This is a genomic window from Saccharopolyspora sp. NPDC047091 (assembly GCF_040643635.1).
Taxonomy (GTDB): domain Bacteria; phylum Actinomycetota; class Actinomycetes; order Mycobacteriales; family Pseudonocardiaceae; genus Saccharopolyspora_C.
Genome location: NZ_JBEYUS010000002.1, coordinates 104635 through 121275 on the forward strand (window position 1 = coordinate 104635; position 16641 = coordinate 121275).

Annotated in this window: 14 protein-coding genes; 10 read left to right on the forward strand and 4 right to left on the reverse strand. The window is 71.4% G+C overall.

The window, feature by feature from the left end:
- Positions 1-23 precede the first annotated feature (23 nt).
- Positions 24-752 carry an amino acid ABC transporter ATP-binding protein gene (locus ABZ805_RS01875; RefSeq protein WP_358433068.1) on the reverse strand — a complete coding sequence of 243 codons (729 nt, stop codon included), beginning with the start codon at positions 750-752 and terminating at the stop codon, positions 24-26.
- A 693-nt stretch (positions 753-1445) separates the two neighbouring features.
- On the opposite strand from ABZ805_RS01875, the gene miaB reads away from it, so the two are divergent.
- Together miaB and ABZ805_RS01885 are read left to right on the forward strand one after the other, a co-directional pair.
- Positions 1446-2936, forward strand: a complete 1491-nt coding sequence (gene miaB, locus ABZ805_RS01880; protein WP_358432902.1) for a tRNA (N6-isopentenyl adenosine(37)-C2)-methylthiotransferase MiaB — start codon at positions 1446-1448, stop codon at positions 2934-2936.
- A 152-nt stretch (positions 2937-3088) separates the two neighbouring features.
- Positions 3089-3577, forward strand: coding sequence for a hypothetical protein (locus tag ABZ805_RS01885; RefSeq protein WP_358432904.1), 489 nt, complete (start codon positions 3089-3091; stop codon positions 3575-3577).
- Positions 3578-3825: 248 nt separating this feature from the next.
- Here the strand turns inward: ABZ805_RS01885 and ABZ805_RS01890 are convergent, their stop codons facing one another.
- Positions 3826-5154 (reverse strand): DUF349 domain-containing protein, encoded by a 1329-nt coding sequence (locus ABZ805_RS01890; RefSeq protein ID WP_358432906.1) that lies wholly within the window; start codon positions 5152-5154, stop codon positions 3826-3828.
- A gap of 278 nt (positions 5155-5432) precedes the next feature.
- On the opposite strand from ABZ805_RS01890, the gene ABZ805_RS01895 reads away from it, so the two are divergent.
- The 5 genes from ABZ805_RS01895 (at position 5433) to ABZ805_RS01915 (ending at position 10816) form a co-directional block, all read left to right on the forward strand.
- Positions 5433-6143, forward strand: a complete 711-nt coding sequence (locus ABZ805_RS01895) for a hypothetical protein (protein ID WP_358432908.1) — start codon at positions 5433-5435, stop codon at positions 6141-6143.
- Between the two features lie 47 nt (positions 6144-6190).
- Positions 6191-7108 (forward strand): tRNA (adenosine(37)-N6)-dimethylallyltransferase MiaA, encoded by a 918-nt coding sequence (miaA, locus tag ABZ805_RS01900; RefSeq protein WP_358432910.1) that lies wholly within the window; start codon positions 6191-6193, stop codon positions 7106-7108.
- A 10-nt stretch (positions 7109-7118) separates the two neighbouring features.
- Positions 7119-7970, forward strand: a complete 852-nt coding sequence (dapF, locus tag ABZ805_RS01905) for a diaminopimelate epimerase (protein ID WP_358432912.1) — start codon at positions 7119-7121, stop codon at positions 7968-7970.
- A 253-nt stretch (positions 7971-8223) separates the two neighbouring features.
- Entirely contained in the window at positions 8224-9594 is a 1371-nt protein-coding gene (gene hflX, locus ABZ805_RS01910; RefSeq protein WP_358433070.1) for a GTPase HflX, read from the forward strand.
- Between the two features lie 130 nt (positions 9595-9724).
- Entirely contained in the window at positions 9725-10816 is a 1092-nt protein-coding gene (locus ABZ805_RS01915) for a hypothetical protein (protein ID WP_358432914.1), read from the forward strand.
- Positions 10817-10933: 117 nt separating this feature from the next.
- On the opposite strand, the gene lexA is transcribed toward ABZ805_RS01915, so the two are convergent.
- The gene (lexA, locus tag ABZ805_RS01920; RefSeq protein WP_358433072.1) at positions 10934-11602 is read right to left on the reverse strand and encodes a transcriptional repressor LexA; all 669 of its coding nucleotides are present in this window, start codon (positions 11600-11602) and stop codon (positions 10934-10936) included.
- A 177-nt stretch (positions 11603-11779) separates the two neighbouring features.
- Here lexA and ABZ805_RS01925 point away from each other — a divergent pair, with 177 nt between their 5' ends.
- The 3 genes from ABZ805_RS01925 to ABZ805_RS01935 all read left to right on the forward strand — a co-directional run bounded on the left by ABZ805_RS01925 (position 11780) and on the right by ABZ805_RS01935 (position 16116).
- Positions 11780-12397 carry a LysM peptidoglycan-binding domain-containing protein gene (locus ABZ805_RS01925; protein ID WP_358432916.1) on the forward strand — a complete coding sequence of 206 codons (618 nt, stop codon included), beginning with the start codon at positions 11780-11782 and terminating at the stop codon, positions 12395-12397.
- Positions 12398-12671: 274 nt separating this feature from the next.
- Positions 12672-13163 (forward strand): transcriptional regulator NrdR, encoded by a 492-nt coding sequence (gene nrdR / locus ABZ805_RS01930; RefSeq protein ID WP_358432918.1) that lies wholly within the window; start codon positions 12672-12674, stop codon positions 13161-13163.
- 124 nt (positions 13164-13287) lie between these two features.
- Positions 13288-16116: a vitamin B12-dependent ribonucleotide reductase gene (locus ABZ805_RS01935; RefSeq protein WP_358432920.1), complete on the forward strand. Its 2829-nt coding sequence runs from the start codon at positions 13288-13290 to the stop codon at positions 16114-16116.
- A gap of 111 nt (positions 16117-16227) precedes the next feature.
- Here the strand turns inward: ABZ805_RS01935 and ABZ805_RS01940 are convergent, their stop codons facing one another.
- Complete coding sequence (locus ABZ805_RS01940; RefSeq protein WP_358432922.1) at positions 16228-16527, reverse strand: hypothetical protein; 300 nt, start codon at positions 16525-16527, stop codon at positions 16228-16230.
- Positions 16528-16641 lie beyond the last annotated feature (114 nt).

Genomic DNA, 16641 nt, shown 5'->3' on the forward strand with positions numbered 1-16641 from the left:
GCGCGGGGACGACGCGAGGGAGGTCAGTGGGTGAGGATCTTGCTGAGGAAGTCCTGGGCGCGGGCGCTCTCCGGCTCGTCGAAGAACCGGTTCGGCGTCGAGTCCTCGACGATGCGTCCGTCGGCCATGAACAGCACCCGGTGCGCGGCGCGCCGGGCGAAACCCATCTCGTGCGTGACGACCAGCATCGTCATGCCCTCGGCGGCGAGCCCGGCCATCACGTCGAGCACCTCGTTGACCATTTCGGGGTCGAGCGCCGAGGTCGGCTCGTCGAACAGCATGACCTTGGGCTTCATCGCCAGGGCGCGGGCGATCGCCGCCCGCTGCTGCTGCCCGCCGGAGAGCTGGGCGGGGTACTTCTCCGCCTGGTTGGCGATGCCCACCCGCTCCAGCAGGGCGAGCGCCTCCCGTTCGGCGGTGGCCTTGTCGGCCTTGCGCACCTTGATCGGCCCGAGCAGCACGTTCTCGAGGATCGTCTTGTGCGCGAACAGGTTGAACTGCTGGAACACCATGCCCACGTCGGCGCGGAGCTCGGCGAGCGCCCGGCCTTCGGCGGGCAGCGGCTTCCCGTCGATCTCGATGGTGCCCGAGTCGATGGGCTCCAAGCGGTTGATCGCGCGGCACAGCGTGGATTTGCCCGAGCCGGACGGCCCGAGCACCACCACGACCTGGCCGGGCGGCACGGTGAGGTCCACGTCCTGCAACACGTGCAGGGAACCGAAGTGCTTGTCCACCGAGGACATGCGGATCATCGGCGAATCCGGGGAACCGGCGGTCATGCACACTCCTAGCCCGAGAATGTCCGGATCTGATGGCGAAAATTTAAGCTGCCCGTCCCGATTAGTCCATATGGTGCGGGTCAACGCAGGTTGCAACTCGGTTACGCGGGTGGGTCCCGGGTCCGGCGAGGGTTTTCCCGAATTTCAGCGAACGCGGTCATCCGGCTCTCAACTGCGCGGACGGCCACCGGAAGGAGTGGCCCCACGGCGGGTTCCCGGTACTCCGGCCGGCTCCCGGAGGGCAGCCGAGTCGTCACCTTCCGTGCTCGATGCTGCCTCCGCTCGTCCGGATGGACCGTTCGGGTGTGACCCGCCGTAACCCCTTCGAGTTCGTGGATCCGCACCCCCGCGCACCTCCTCCGCGTTCTCGCGGCGAGTTCCCGCGCATCCCGCGACAACCGGCGAATGCCCACTATGAATGAGTCGCACCCGTCCCCGACGCGCTTTCGCTCGATTCACCGCGGCTGCTCGAAAAGAATCACCGAATGCCGCTCATCCGGATTCCCGGGAACGGTCCGGACGGGCGCACCCGGTCCGCCGAACGCCGCAGCGGGCCGCGTTTCCCGTCCCGGCGTCCCAGCCCGGTGGCGACGATCTCCGGCCAGGTCGCCGCCCTCGTCCGCAGGCGCTGGCCGACCAGTCCTGAGCAGCCGATATGGTGGCGGGGTGAGCACGACGAGCACTTCCCGGACCTACGAGATCCGCACCTACGGGTGTCAGATGAACGTGCACGACTCCGAGCGGCTGTCCGGAATGCTGGAAGACGCCGGGTACGTGCGCGCCGCGAAGGACCACGATCCCGACGTGGTCGTGTTCAACACCTGCGCGGTCCGGGAGAACGCCGACAACCGGCTCTACGGCAACCTCGGCCACCTGCGGCCCGCCAAGCAGGAACGCCCCGGGATGCAGATCGCCGTCGGCGGCTGCCTCGCGCAGAAGGACCGCAGCGAGATCGTCCGCCGCGCCCCCTGGGTCGACGTCGTGTTCGGCACCCACAACCTCGGCTCGCTGCCGACGCTGCTGGAACGCGCCCGGCACAACGAGGAGGCCGAGGTCGAGATCCTCGAATCCCTCGAGACCTTCCCGTCCACGCTGCCCGCGCGCCGCGAATCCGCCTACTCCGGCTGGGTGTCCGTCTCCGTCGGGTGCAACAACACCTGCACGTTCTGCATCGTGCCCGCGCTGCGCGGCAAGGAGAAGGACCGCAGGCCCGGCGACGTGCTCGCCGAAGTGCAGGCCCTCGCGGACGAAGGCGTCCTCGAAGTGACCCTGCTCGGGCAGAACGTCAACGCCTACGGCGCCGAATTCGGCGACCGCTACGCCTTCGGCAAGCTGCTGCGCTCCTGCGGGGACATCGACGGGCTCGAACGCGTCCGCTTCACCTCGCCGCACCCGCGCGACTTCACCGACGACGTCATCGAAGCCATGGCCGAGACCCCCAACGTCTGCCACCAGCTGCACATGCCGCTGCAATCCGGCTCCGACCGGGTGCTCAAAGCGATGCGTCGCTCCTACCGCTCCGAGCGCTACCTCGGCATCCTGAACAAGGTCCGCGCGGCGATGCCCGACGCCGCCATCACCACCGACATCATCGTCGGCTTCCCCGGTGAGACCGAAGAGGACTTCGAAGCCACCCTCGACGTCGTCCGCCGCGCCCGCTTCACCTCGGCGTTCACCTTCCAGTACTCCAAGCGCCCCGGCACGCCCGCCGCCGAACTCCCCGGCCAGCTGCCCAAGGACGTCGTGCAGCAGCGCTACGAACGGCTCATCGCGCTGCAGAACGAGATGTCCTGGGAGCTCAACAAGGAACTCGTCGGCCGCGGCGTCGAACTCCTCGTCGCCGAAGGCGAAGGCCGCAAGGACACCGCGACCCGCAGGCTCTCCGGCCGCGCCCGCGACGGGCGGCTCGTGCACTTCCACCCCGGTGGTGCCATCGACCGCGAGATCCGGCCCGGCGACATCGTGCACACCGCCATCACCCAGGCCTCCCCGCACCACCTGGTCGCCGACGGCGAGATCACCGCGCACCGGCGCACCCGCGCGGGCGACCACTGGGAAGAAGGCCGCAAGCCCAAGACCTCCGGGGTCGTCCTCGGACTGCCCGGTTTCGGCGCCCCCGCGGCGCAGCCCGCCGCCGAACAAGGATGCGGCTGTTGAGCGATCAGCCTCGTCCCGAACCGGACGACACCCCCGGCCCCGAGACGACCGGCGGCCCTGGGACGACCGGCGGGCCTGGGACCACCGGCGGGCCTGGGGGAAGCGGCCCCGGCGGCACCGGACCGGGTGAGGACTCGCGAGAAGGGACCGACGTGCAACGCGCCGAACCGACCGACCAGGCGAACACCCCCGAGCAGGCGGACCGGCAGGAACGGGCCCGGTCCGAACGCGAACTGCTGCGCCGCATCGACCCCGGCAGCACCGCCGTGGTCATCGCCGGCGTCATCCTGGTGCTGGTCGCCAGCTCGCTGCTGCCGTGGATCGGCGACGCCACCGGCCTCCAGATCCTTCTCGGCCACGCCGACCCCGCGCTGCAGGTCGGGCTGCTGCCCCGGCTCTTCTCGATCAACGCCACCATCGTCGGCGTGCTCATCGGCTCGCTCGCGCTCGTCACCCGCCGCTGGGCCGTCGCCTGGGTCGCGGGAATGGCCGCGATCATCGTGTCCTTCGAAGGCATGATCGCCATCTGGTCCCGGCAGACCACCCCCGCGGGCGGGCCCTCCTGGGGGCTTGTCCTGGCGGCGTTGTGCATGGTCGTACTAGCGGTCCAATGGCTCCGCGTGGTCTTGACCAGGCCTTGATGTCCGGCCCTGCTCGCTCTGCTTCGTGGTGAGGTGGCCGAACCTCAGCGCTTTCCTCGCTGCGGGATCGTTTTCACCGGTGGCTCCGCCACAGGCGAAAACGCCGTCCTCGCGAGGACAGCGCTGAGAACCCGCGGCGGGGCCGGTTGCGTGCGTGGTCGCTGTTCAGCGGCTTCGCCGCTGACAGGATGAGAAGGCGCTTCGTGGGGGTTGGTGTGGCCCGCCCTGGGAGCAGGGCGGGCTTCGGGTCAGCGGTCGGCCATGGCCTGTTCGGCTGCGGCGAGCCAGACCCGCCACTGGTCGGCCTGCTCGTCGGCCTTCTTGGCCCGCTTCGCGTCGCCCGCCGCGCGCGCCTTCTCCGCCTGCGCCTCGAACTGCTCGACGCGCTCCCGGAACTGGTCGACGCGGGCCTGCGCCTCCGGGTCGGTGCGCCGCCACTGCGCGTCGGAAGCCGACCGGACCCGGTCCACGACCGTGCGCAGCCTGCCCTCCAGCTCCCGCATCCGCTCGCGCGGCACCTTCCCGGCCTCGTCCCAGCGCTGCTGGATGCGCTGCAACTGGGCCTGCGCGGCGTGCAGGTCCGCGCCCGGATCGATCGCCTCCGCCTCGACCAGCAGTGCTTCCTTGTGCTTCGCGTTCTCGGCGAACTCGGCATCGCGCTCGGAGAACGCCGCCGACCGGCGGGCGAAGAACGCGTCCTGCGCGCCCCGGAACCGCTGCCACAGCGCGTCATCGCTGTCCTTCGGAGCCCGGCCGCTCTCCTTCCACTCGGCCATGAGCTCCTTGTAGCGCGCCGCCGTCGCCCCCCAATCGGTGGACTCGGTGAGCGCTTCGGCGGCCTCCACCAGCTCCTGCTTGCGGGCCTTCGCCGCGGCCCGCTGCCGGTCCAGGTCGGCGAAGTGCGAGCCGCGCCTGCGGTTGAACGCGTCGCGGGCCTTCGAGAACCGGCGCCACAGCTGCTCGTCGGTCTTGCGGTCCACGCCGCGCACCGACTTCCACTCCTCGAGGATCGCGCGCAACCGGTCCCCGGCGGACTTCCAGTGCGTGGCCTCCGCGGCGATCTGCTCGGCCTCGGCGGCGAGCGCCTCCTTGCGGGCCACCGCATCCGTGCGGGCCTGCTCCTTGTGCGCCTTCGCCTCCTCGACGGCCAGCTCGGCGTGCTGCACGAGGTGCTCGGCCAGCGCGCCCAGCGCCGCCAGGTCACCGACGACGGCGGCATCGGCCAACCCGTCGCGCAGGTGCTTGGCGCTGGTCAGCGACTGCTTCGCGTCCCCGGACCGGCTGTTGAGCCGGTTCTCCAGCAGTTCCGCCTCGGTGCGCAGGTCGTCGAACTTCCGCGCGAAGTGCGCCAGGCCCTCGGCGGGCTCACCGGCCTGCCACGAACCCACCTCGCGCTCGCCGTCGGCCGTCCGCACCCACACGGTGCCGGCCTCGTCGACCCGGCCCCACTGCTCCGGGTGCGCCGAAGCGGCCGGGACCGAGGGCGCCGTCGAGGTGGACCCGGTCCCAGCGGCGGCCGCGGCCGCATCGGGCGTGGCGCCCGCAGTGCTGTCGGGGGTCGTGTCCTGGTGCGTCATGACCGGAATCCTCCTCGGGTACCCGCTTCGGTGCCCGTGCCGGGCACGGGCGCCCCGCACGTGCGGGGCCGGTGCGCGGCGATCCGGACTCGGGCGTCGAGTCCGATCTCCGCTGGCGCATTCAAACAGGTCGGCACCCGAGCCGGAATTCCGGCGGTCCTCCGCGCGGTTCGCCCGGCCGAGCGCACCGGCCGCGGGCCGGCGCCTCGAACGCCCGCGTCCACCGATCGGATGCCTGCTCCGCTCACCGCTGACCGTGACCTCTACCGTGCACGGGTGTGATCACCCGCATCGCCGTGGTGCCGTACCCACCGCTGCTCGTCCCCGAACTGACCGTGCGGTCCGCTCCGGTGATCGAGCCGGTGCGGCGCGCATGCCTGCGCGCCACCACCATTTTGACCGAATCCGCAACCGAATGGGTGGCGGTCGGGGTAGATCGTTCCGGTCCTCTCGAACTCGCGCCGGGCACGACGGGCACCTTCGCCGGGTACGGCGTCGACGTCCCCGTCTCGCTGCACGAACACCAGCGCACGACCCCGGACCCGGAGCTGCCGCTGCCCGCGCTCATCGCCGGGCTGCTGCGCGCCCGAGCGGGCGCCGCGTCGGTGCGGATGCGGCTGCTCGACCCCGACACACCCGCCGAGCAGGCCGCTGAACTGGGTGAACGGCTGGACCGGGTCGGGCCGGAGACGGCGCTGCTGGTGCTCGCCGAAGGCGGCAGCCACCGCGACGAACGCTCCCCGCACCCGCCGGACCCGCGCGCCGAAGTCCTCGACGAGGTGCTGCGCCACGCGCTGCGCGACGTGGACCGCGCCGCGCTGCTCGGCCTCGACCCCCGGGAGTGCGCCGAGCTGGGCGTGCACAGCCGCGCCGCCTGGCAGGTCGCCGCCGGAGCCGCCTCGCGCGGGACCTGGCGGGCCGAACCGCTGTACTCCGACACCCCGCTGGGCATCACCTACCACGCGGGCGTCTGGACCCGGACCGGCTGACCGACCTCCGCGACCCCCGACCGGTGGCAGGCCTTACAGTCCCCTCCGTGTCCGCCGCATCCCCAGCTCGACCGGTGGCGATCGTCGGGCCCACCGCCACCGGCAAGTCCGACCTCGCCGTCGCACTCGCGACCGAACTCGGCGGTGAGGTCGTCAACGCCGACGCGATGCAGCTCTACCGGGGCATGGACATCGGCACCGCCAAGCTCACCGCCGAGGAGCGGCGCGGCGTGCCGCACCACCTGCTCGACGTGCTGGACGTGACCGAAGCCGCCTCGGTGGCCGCCTACCAGCGCGACGCGCGCGCCGCCGTCGACGACGTGCTCGCCCGCGGCCGCACCCCCGTGCTCGTCGGCGGCAGCGGGCTCTACGTGCAGGCCGTCCTCGACGACCTCCGGTTCCCCGGCACCGATCCGCAGGTGCGGGCGCGCTGGGAGGCCGAACTCGCCGAACGCGGATCGGACGCGCTGCACCGCCGCCTCGCCGAACTCGACCCGTCCGCAGCCGAAGCCATCCTCGCCTCCAACGGGCGACGCCTGGTGCGGGCGCTGGAGGTCATCGAGATCACCGGCGAACCGTTCTCCGCGAACCTGCCCGTGCCCGGCCCGCCGCGCCACGGCACCGTGCTCGTCGGCCTGGACCGGCCGGTCGCGGAGCTCGACGACCGGGTGGACCGGCGCGTCACCCGGATGTTCGACGACGGGCTGGTCGCCGAGGTCCGCGCACTCGTCGAGCAGGGCCTCCGGCACGGGCGCACCGCCTCCCGCGCCCTCGGCTACCAGCAGGTCCTCGCCGAGCTCGACGGCTCCGGCGACATGGCCGCGGCCGCCGCCGAAACCGCCCGGCTCACCCGGCGGTTCGTGCGCAAGCAGCGCTCCTGGTTCCGCCGCGACGACCGCATCCGGTGGCTGGTGCCCGAACCGGCCGACGCGGTGCCCGCCGTCCGCGCACTGCTGCGCACGTAGACTCGCGGACGTGCGGTTTTCCGAAGGACCAGAGTTCGCCAAGGGCCACGGCACGCAGAACGACTTCGTCGTGCTGCCCGACCCGGACGGCGAGCTGAAGCTCACTGACGCGCACGTGCGCGCGCTCTGCGACCGGCGCCGCGGCTTCGGGGCCGACGGCGTGCTGCGCGTCGTCCCCACCGCGGCCGTCCCGGACGCGCCCGGCGACATCCACCCGGACGTGTGGTTCATGGACTACCGCAACGCGGACGGTTCGATCGCCGAGATGTGCGGCAACGGGGTCCGGGTCTTCGCCCGCTACCTCGTCGACTCCGGGCTGGTCACCGGCACCGAGTTCCCCGTCGGCACCCGCGCCGGGCTCCGGCGGGTCCGCACCCACCCGGACGGTGGGAGCACCGTCGACATGGGCACGGCGAACGTGTTCGGCGACTCCACCGCGACCCTGCGCGGCCGGGAGTTCCCGGGCGTGGCCGTGGACCTCGGCAACCCGCACCTGGCGTGCGTCACCGACGCCGACCTCGACGCCCTCGACCTCGCCGAAGCCCCTGCGCACGACACCGGGCTGTTCCCGAACGGCGTCAACGTCGAATTCGTCCGCCCCACCTCACCCGGACGGGTGCGGATGCGGGTGCACGAGCGCGGCGTCGGCGAGACCCGCTCCTGCGGGACCGGCACCGTCGCGGCCGCCGTCGCGGCCCTCCGCGCCGACGGCGAGACGACCGGCAGCCGCACCGTCGACATCCCCGGTGGCACCGTGCACGTCGAGGTGACCGCCACGACCACGCTGCTCACCGGACCCGCCGTCCTCGTCGGCGGCGGGCGGATCGACGCGGACTGGTGGCGGCAGCTCGCGGGCGGCTGACCGCCATCACCCCGGTCGAAGGGTGAAAACCACTCGCGTGCCGTGGGACAATGGTGCCGATATGAAGAAATCCGCACTGTGGTCACATGAGGCGGGCACCCGCGACGGGAACGCCCGCACGGCATCCGATGACGTCCGGGACGACCTCCCCGAGGACTCCCGCTACGACGACGGCCACTTCGACTCCCTCGACGACGGCCCGTTCGGCTTCGACGACGACGCGGCCGGCTTCCACGACCCGTCCGCCGGCGAGATGGAGCTCGAAGAGCGCAACTCGCTGCGCCGCGTCGCCGGGCTGTCCACCGAACTCGCGGACATCACCGAGGTCGAGTACCGGCGGCTGCGGCTGGAACGCGTGGTGCTGGTCGGGGTCTGGACCGAAGGCGACGCCGAGCACGCCGAGAGCTCGCTGGCCGAACTGGCCCGGCTCGCCGAGACGGCCGGTTCGGAAGTCCTCGACGGGCTGGTGCAGCGCAGGCCGCGGCCCGATCCGGCGACGTACGTCGGGTCCGGCAAGGTCAAGGAACTGCGCGAAGTCGTGATCTCCACCGGTGCGGACACCGTCATCTGCGACGGCGAGCTCTCCGCGGGCCAGCTGCGCCAGCTGGAGGACAAGCTGAAGGTCAAGGTCATCGACCGGACCGCGCTGATCCTGGACATCTTCGCCCAGCACGCCAGCTCCAAGGAGGGCAAGGCGCAGGTCGAGCTCGCCCAGCTGCAGTACTTCCTGCCGCGGCTGCGCGGCTGGGGTGAGGCGATGTCCCGGCAGGCCGGTGGTCGTGCCGGTGGCGCCAACGGCGGCGTCGGCACCCGTGGTCCCGGTGAGACGAAGCTGGAGACCGACCGCAGGCGCATCCACAAGCGCATCAGCAAGCTCCGCAACGAGCTCAAGGCGATGAGCACCATCCGCAGCACCAAGCGCGGGCGGCGCGAGGCGCAGCGCGTGGCGGGTGTGGCCATCGCCGGCTACACCAACGCGGGCAAGTCCAGCCTGCTCAACGCGCTCACCGGCGCCGGGGTGCTGGTCGAGGACGCGTTGTTCGCGACCCTCGACCCGACGACCCGCCGGGCCGAGACGCCCGACGGCAGGCCGTACACGTTGACCGACACGGTCGGTTTCGTCCGGCACCTGCCGCACCAGCTGGTGGAGGCCTTCCGCTCCACGCTGGAGGAGGTGACCGGCGCCGATCTGCTGGTCCACGTGGTGGACGGGTCCGAGCCGCAGCCGCACGAGCAGGTGGCGGCGGTGCGCACCGTCGTCTCCGACATCGCCGAGGAGCACGGCGCGCCGGTGCCGGAGGAGCTGCTGGTGGTGAACAAGGTCGACCAGGTCGACGCCACCCGCCTCGCCGAGCTGCGGCAGCTGCTGCCCGGGGCCGTGTTCGTCTCGGCGCACAGCGGAGAGGGCATCGCCGCCCTCCGCGAGATCATCTCGGATCGGTTGCCCAGGCCGGACGTGCTCATCGACGCGCTGGTGCCGTACACCCGCGGTGAGCTGGTCGCCCGGGTGCACGCCGAGGGCGAGCTGGTGGCCGAGGAGCACACGGCCGACGGCACCCGGGTGCGGGCGAAGGTCCGGCCCGACCTGGCCGGGGCGCTGCAGCCCTTCGTCGCCGTCGGATGAGCGGCGTGCGGCCGGTTCCGGCCCGTGACCGCGCGCTCGTGGTCCGGGCCGCCACCGCTGCGCGGTGATCCTCGGCGTGAACGGTCCTCGACCCGGGCGTCCTGCGCCTGCGCGCCGGTCGGTCCCGTCGGTGCGGCGGGGCGGCGCGCTGACCGCGGTGCTGGTGCTGTTCGGACTCGCCACCGGAGCCGCGGAGGTGGCCGCGGCGCAGGAGCTCCCCGCTGCGGTGCAGCGCTGCCGGGTCACCGACCCGGGCCTGACCGAGCTGTCCGGGCTGGCCTCGGACGGGCGCTACTGGTACGCGGTCGACGACGGTGGGAGCTCGCTGCGGGTCGCGCTGCTGGACCGGGAAACCTGCGAGGTCAGGGCGGAGTGGACTTCACCGACCGATCCCTACGACGTCGAAGACCTGGCGCTGGCCCCGGACGGTGCGGTGTGGTTGGCCGACACCGGGGACAACCGGCGGGCGCGTTCGACCGTGGCCCTGCACCGGCTGACGGCGGACGGTGATTCGCAGTTGTACCGGCTGACGTACCCGGACCGCCCGCACGACGCCGAGGCGATCCTGCTGGACCGGAACGGCACGCCGCACGTGGTCACCAAGGAGCCGTTCGGCATGGCCTTCGTGTATCGACCGGCCGCACCCCTCGTCGCCGACGGGACCGTGCCGTGGGAACGGGTCGGGGAGCTCGCGTTGCCCACCACCGACTCGCCGGACGGCCCGATCAAGGGCATCGGCACCCGGCTGGTGACGGGTGGCTCGGTGAGCGGGGACGGGACGTTGATCGCGCTCCGCACCTACACCGAGGTCTACCTGTTCCACGCTCCGGACGGCGACGTTCCAGCCGCGCTGCGACGACCGCCGGTGGCGTTGCGGCTGCCGCCGGAGCCGCAGGGCGAGGCGATCGCCTGGGAACCGGACGGGTCCCTGGTGATCAGTTCGGAAGGTCTCCAGCCGGTGCAGGTGCTGCCCGGTGCCGCGGCCTTGCTCGACACCGGAGCCGGACCGGAGTCCACCGAGGCGCCGGTGCCGGGGACCGATCAGCCGGGGACCGATGAGTCGGAGGACCTGGCACCGCCCGCGGGCGATCCGTCCGCTCCCGGATCCGACGAGGAGACCGGAGTGGACGGGACCTTGCTCTCCACCGGTCCCGCGCTCGTCGTCGCCGGTGGCCTCGCCGCCCTGCTGTTGTACTTCCTCGTCCGGATGCGCCGTCGCTGATCGTGCCGCCGGCCGTCAGCACGCCGACCGGGCCGTCACCCGACGAGTCGCCGACCGCTGTGCTTTCGATCGCTGGGCTTTCGACCGCTGCGCCGCCGACCATCGGGCCGCGGGGGATCAGAGCCGGCGCAGCACCGCGACGACCTTGCCGAGGATCGTCGCGTCGTCACCCAGGATCGGCTGGTAGGCCTCGTTGTGCGGCACCAGCCAGACGTGCTCGTCGGTGCGCTTGAAGGTCTTGACCGTGGCCTCGCCCTCGATCATCGCCGCCACCACGTCGCCGTTCTCGGCGTCCGGCTGCTGGCGGACCGCGACCCAGTCGCCGTCGGTGATCGCCAGGTCGGTCATCGAGTCGCCGACCACTTGGAGCAGGAACAGCGAGCCCTCGCCGACGATCTCCTTCGGCAGCGGGAAGACGTCCTCGACCGATTCCTCGGCCAGGATCGGGCCACCGGCCGCGATCCGGCCCACGACCGGGACGTAGGCGGGCTTGGGACGCCCGGCGAGCTCGGACTGCTCGGAGTCGGCCACCAGCACGCCGACCGTGCGCGGCCGGTGCGGATCGCGCCGCAGGAAGCCCTTCCGCTCCAGCACCCGCAGCTGGTAGGCGACCGAGGAAGTGGACGTCAGGCCCACCGCGTCGCCGATCTCCCGCACGCTCGGCGGGTACCCGTGGTCGCGCATCCAGCTGCGGATCGACTCGAGCACCTTGAGCTGCCGGTCGCTGAGCTCGTCGGTGGCGGGCTGCTCGGGGACCGCGGGCGCACTCGCCGGCTCCGCCGCGATACCGCTCTTGATGTCGGTCACGATCGCCTCTGCGCCGCGAGAACCGTTCGCCGATCCGGCGCCGTCGGACGTGCCGCCGAGTTCGCCGTTGATCGATTCGGTCGTGTTGCTGACCACCACTGCCTCCTGTCCTCGTGAACGGGACTGCTCGTGACTCCGATTTCCACAGTAGACGGGGTGAAGTGGAAGATCAAACACCTGTTCGAGTTAATTTGGCCGCACCTCTGGCTTTTTCCGGTGCCGCTGGTACACAATCGCACGCAGGTTCGATCGAACACCTTTTCGATCATGGAACGATCAGCGGGCCGCCCCGAGGCCCTGATGCTGGAGGTGCTCATGGTGGCGATGTCCGGTGCGATGTCCCCGTCGCGATCCGGCGCTGCGACGATGGAACCGTCGACGGCTCCGGCCGGTCGGCCGCGCGGGGAACGCGGTCGTCCGGTGTTCCCCGCCGAGGTGGCCGCGGCTCCGTCCGCTCCCGTCCTCGTATCCGCGCGGGCCCGGTGGTTCGGCGCGATCCGCGAGTGCGCGTGGCTGGCCGCGGTGGGTGCCTGCGCATTCGTCGGAGTCCTCCTGTTCGGCCTGCTCGCGCTCGACTCGGGCGCACGGCCGGTGCCGGATGCTACTGCGGTCGTGCGCGTCGACGACGGCGACACGCTGTGGTCGGTGGCGGCCCGGTTCGCTCCGGACAGTGACCAGGGTGCGGTCGTCGGGCGGATCGTGGAGCTCAACCGGCTCGATCCGGCGGCGCCCGCGTTAGGGCGCGCTCTCGTGGTGCCCGCGCAGCGCGGCTGACGTCCGAGCGGGCCCGCCGGCGGTTTCGCGGGGGTGGCCGGGAGGGCTTCCGCAGGTCGTCGGGTCCGGTGTCACCCGACCGGGCAGGACGGGGTGGGTCGGTTTGCTTCCCTTTCGGGGGCGGATTAGAGTCGACCACAACATCTAGTAGTTACGCCGGTGTAGTTACTCCATGGGTTGCGATCGCGGAGTATTCGCGCGTCCACCTAACGTGAGTGGCACCGGTGGGCTCGATGGTGTGGATGACGATGATGCCGGGGAGGGGGTGAGTCCGATGCGGTGCCCGTTTTGCCGAGGCGATGACTCGCGAGTGGTCGACTCGCGCGAGGTCGAAGAGGGCCAGGCGATCCGACGCAGGCGATCCTGCCCGTCGTGCGGTCGCCGGTTCACCACGATCGAGGAGCTCGTGCTGTCGGTGGTGAAGCGCTCCGGCGTCACCGAGCCCTTCAGCCGCGAGAAGGTGGTGCGGGGGGTGCGGCGCGCCTGCCAGGGCCGTCCCGTGCAGGAGGACGCGCTGCAGCAGCTCGCCCACCGCGTCGAGGACGCGGTCCGCTCCCGAGGTGTGTCGGAGTTGTCCAGCCACGAGGTGGGACTCGCGATCCTGGGGCCGCTGCGGGAGTTGGACGAGGTGGCGTACCTCCGGTTCGCGAGCGTCTACCGGGCGTTCTCCTCCGTGGAGGACTTCGAGGAGGAGATCGCCGACCTCCGGGCCGCAGCCGGCGCAGGCGCGGTCGCGCAGGTCGCCGAGGGGAGCACCGGTGGCTAGGTCGAAGCGGCGGCACGTCAGGCGCGAGCCGTCGAATGCGGGTGGGATGCACCGGCACCACTCCGGGAACACCCCGGACGGTGCCGGGAACGCACGAGCGAGCAACAGGGAAGAGGGACAGGTCATGACAGAGACCGTGGGCAGCCCGGCCGGCGCCGCGGGGGAGCCGGATTCAGATGCCCGTACCGAGGGCATCCGGGTGCAGCGCGTCTACACCACCGAGGGGGTGCACCCCTACGACGAGGTGTCGTGGGAGCGCAGGGACGTGGTGATGACCAACTGGCGCGACGGTTCGGTCAACTTCGAGCAGCGCGGGGTCGAGTTCCCCGACTTCTGGTCGCTGAACGCGGTCAACATCGTGACCAGCAAGTACTTCCGGGGGGCGCAGGGCACCGCGCAGCGTGAGGGCAGCCTGCGGCAGCTGATCGACCGGGTCGTGCACACCTACGTGCGCGCCGGCGTCGAGCACGGCTACTTCGCCACCGAGGCGGACTCGGAGATCTTCGAGCACGAGCTGACCTGGATGCTGCTGCACCAGGTGTTCAGCTTCAACTCGCCGGTGTGGTTCAACGTGGGCACCAGCTCGCGCCAGCAGGTCTCCGCGTGCTTCATCCTGTCCGTGGACGACACGATGGAGTCGATCCTCGACTGGTACAAGGAAGAGGGCCTGATCTTCAAGGGCGGTTCCGGCGCGGGCCTGAACCTGTCCCGGATCCGCTCCTCCCGCGAGCTGCTGTCCTCGGGCGGCACCGCCTCCGGTCCGGTGTCGTTCATGCGCGGTGCGGACGCGTCCGCGGGCACCATCAAGTCCGGTGGCGCTACCCGCCGGGCCGCGAAGATGGTCATCCTCGACGTGGACCACCCGGACGTCGAGGAGTTCATCGAGACCAAGTCCAAGGAAGAAGGCAAGATCCGCGCGCTGCGCGACGCGGGCTTCGACGTCGACCTCGGTGGCGCCGACATGTCCTCGGTGCAGTACCAGAACGCGAACAACTCGGTGCGCGTCACCGACGAGTTCATGCGCGCCGTGGAGAGCGACGGGCCGTTCAACCTGCGCGCCCGCACCGACGGCTCGGTCGTGGACACCGTTCAGGCCCGCGACGTGTTCCGGAAGATGGCCAAGGCGGCGTGGGAGAGCGCCGACCCGGGCATCCAGTACGACGGCACGATCAACGACTGGCACACCGCGCCGGAGAGCGGCCGGATCTCGGCCTCCAACCCGTGCTCGGAGTACATGCACCTGGACAACTCCAGCTGCAACCTGGCCTCGTTGAACCTGATGAAGTTCCTGCGCTCGGACCTGACCTTCGACGCGGAACTGTTCGAGAAGGCCGTCGAGCTGGTCATCACCGCGATGGACATCTCGATCAGCTTCGCGGACTTCCCGACCGAGGCGATCGGCGAGACGACCCGCAAGTACCGCCAGCTCGGCATCGGGTACGCGAACCTGGGCGCTCTGCTCATGGCCACCGGGCACGCGTACGACTCCGACGGCGGCCGTGCGCTGTCCGCGGCGATCACCTCGCTGATGACCGGTACCGCGTACAAGCGCTCCGCGGAGCTGGCCGGCGCGGTCGGCCCGTACGAGGGCTACGCCCGCAACGCCGACGCGCACCAGCGCGTGATGCGCAAGCACGCCGCGGCCAACGACCTGGTCCGTACCTACCACCGCAACGACGTGGCCGTGCACAAGCTGGCCACCAAGGTGTGGCAGGACGGCCTGGAGATCGGTGCCCGCAACGGCTGGCGCAACGCGCAGGCTTCGCTGCTGGCCCCGACCGGCACCATCGGCCTGATGATGGACTGCGACACCACCGGGGTCGAGCCGGACCTCGCGCTGGTGAAGTTCAAGAAGCTGGTCGGCGGCGGCTCGATGCAGATCGTCAACCAGACGGTCCCGCGCGCGCTGAAGGCGCTGGGCTACCAGGAAGAGCAGATCGAGGCGGTCGTCGAGTACATCGCCGAGCACGGCCACGTGGTGGACGCCCCTGGCCTGCGCCCCGAGCACTACGAGGTGTTCGACTGCGCGATGGGCGAGCGCTCCATCGCGCCGATGGGCCACGTGCGGATGATGGCCGCGGTGCAGCCGTTCCTGTCCGGCGCCATCTCGAAGACGGTCAACATGCCGGAGGCCGCCTCGGTCGCCGACGTGGAGGAGATCTACTTCGAGGGCTGGCGGGTCGGCCTCAAGGCGCTGGCGATCTACCGGGACAACTGCAAGGTCGGCCAGCCGTTGTCCGCGGGCAAGGGCGACAAGGCCTCCGCGGAGAAGGCCGTCGAGAAGCAGATCGAGTACCGCCCGGTCCGCAAGCGCCTGCCGAAGAAGCGCCCGAGCCAGACGGTCTCGTTCACGGTGGGCGGTGCCGAGGGCTACCTGCACGCCGGTTCGTACCCGGACGGCGGCCTCGGCGAGATCTTCGTGAAGCTGGGCAAGCAGGGTTCGACGCTGGCGGGCGTGATGGACGCCTTCTCGATGTCGATCTCGGTGGGTCTGCAGTACGGCATCCCGCTGGAGTTCTACGTCTCGAAGTTCCAGAACCTGCGCTTCGAGCCGGCGGGCATGACCGACGACCCGGACGTGCGGATGGCGGGCAGCGTCCTCGACTACCTGTTCCGCAGGCTGGCGCTGGACTACCTGCCCTACGAGAAGCGCGCGCAGCTGGGCATCTTCACCTCCGACGAGCGCACCGCGCAGACTGCGGAGTACGACTCGGGCTCCACCGGCGGTGGCGAGGTCGACCTGGACACCATGCGGTCCACGGTGGACTCCTCGGTCGCGGGATCGCGGGGCGAGGACGACGAGCACCGCGCGGGCAGCTCCACCGAGCTGCTGGAGCTGCGGCTGGGCAAGGCCGCCGACGCGCCGCTGTGCATGACCTGCGGCACGAAGATGCGCCCGTCCGGCTCCTGCTACCTGTGCGAGGGCTGCGGTTCCACCTCGGGTTGCAGCTGACCCGATGACGAGGCGCTGGCCTGCGGGTAGCGGTGCCTCGCCGACGCGGAGGGTGGTCCGGCACGATGCCGGGCCACCCTCTTCGCATGTCGGGACCTGCCGACGGGGTGGTCAGTCGTGGCGGGAGAGCAGGTGTGCCGCGAGGGCGACTCCGGCGGTCGCGGTGCCGACCGCGGGCCACGCCCCGATGTGCCGGGCAAGCGGGTGCGAACCGGCGAGCCCGGCCGCGTAGGCCCCGCCGAGCAGCAGCGCGCGCCCGGCACCGCTGCGCCGCCGGCAGCTCTCCACCGCCGCCAGGCCGCCCACTCCGGCGACCAGCCCGCTCCACGAGCGGTGCCGCTGCACCCGGGTGACGGCGAAACCGCCGATCAGGCCTGCCGAGCTGAGCAGGGCGGGCGGAACGCTGCGCATGGCCGAATCCTCCTGCTGGTCCGGATCGTCGTGGCCGACTCTACCGGCGGCTGCGGTGGAACCGGATCATCGCGGAACCGCATCCGGTGATCGGTGTGGGCTGTTCGAGTGTTG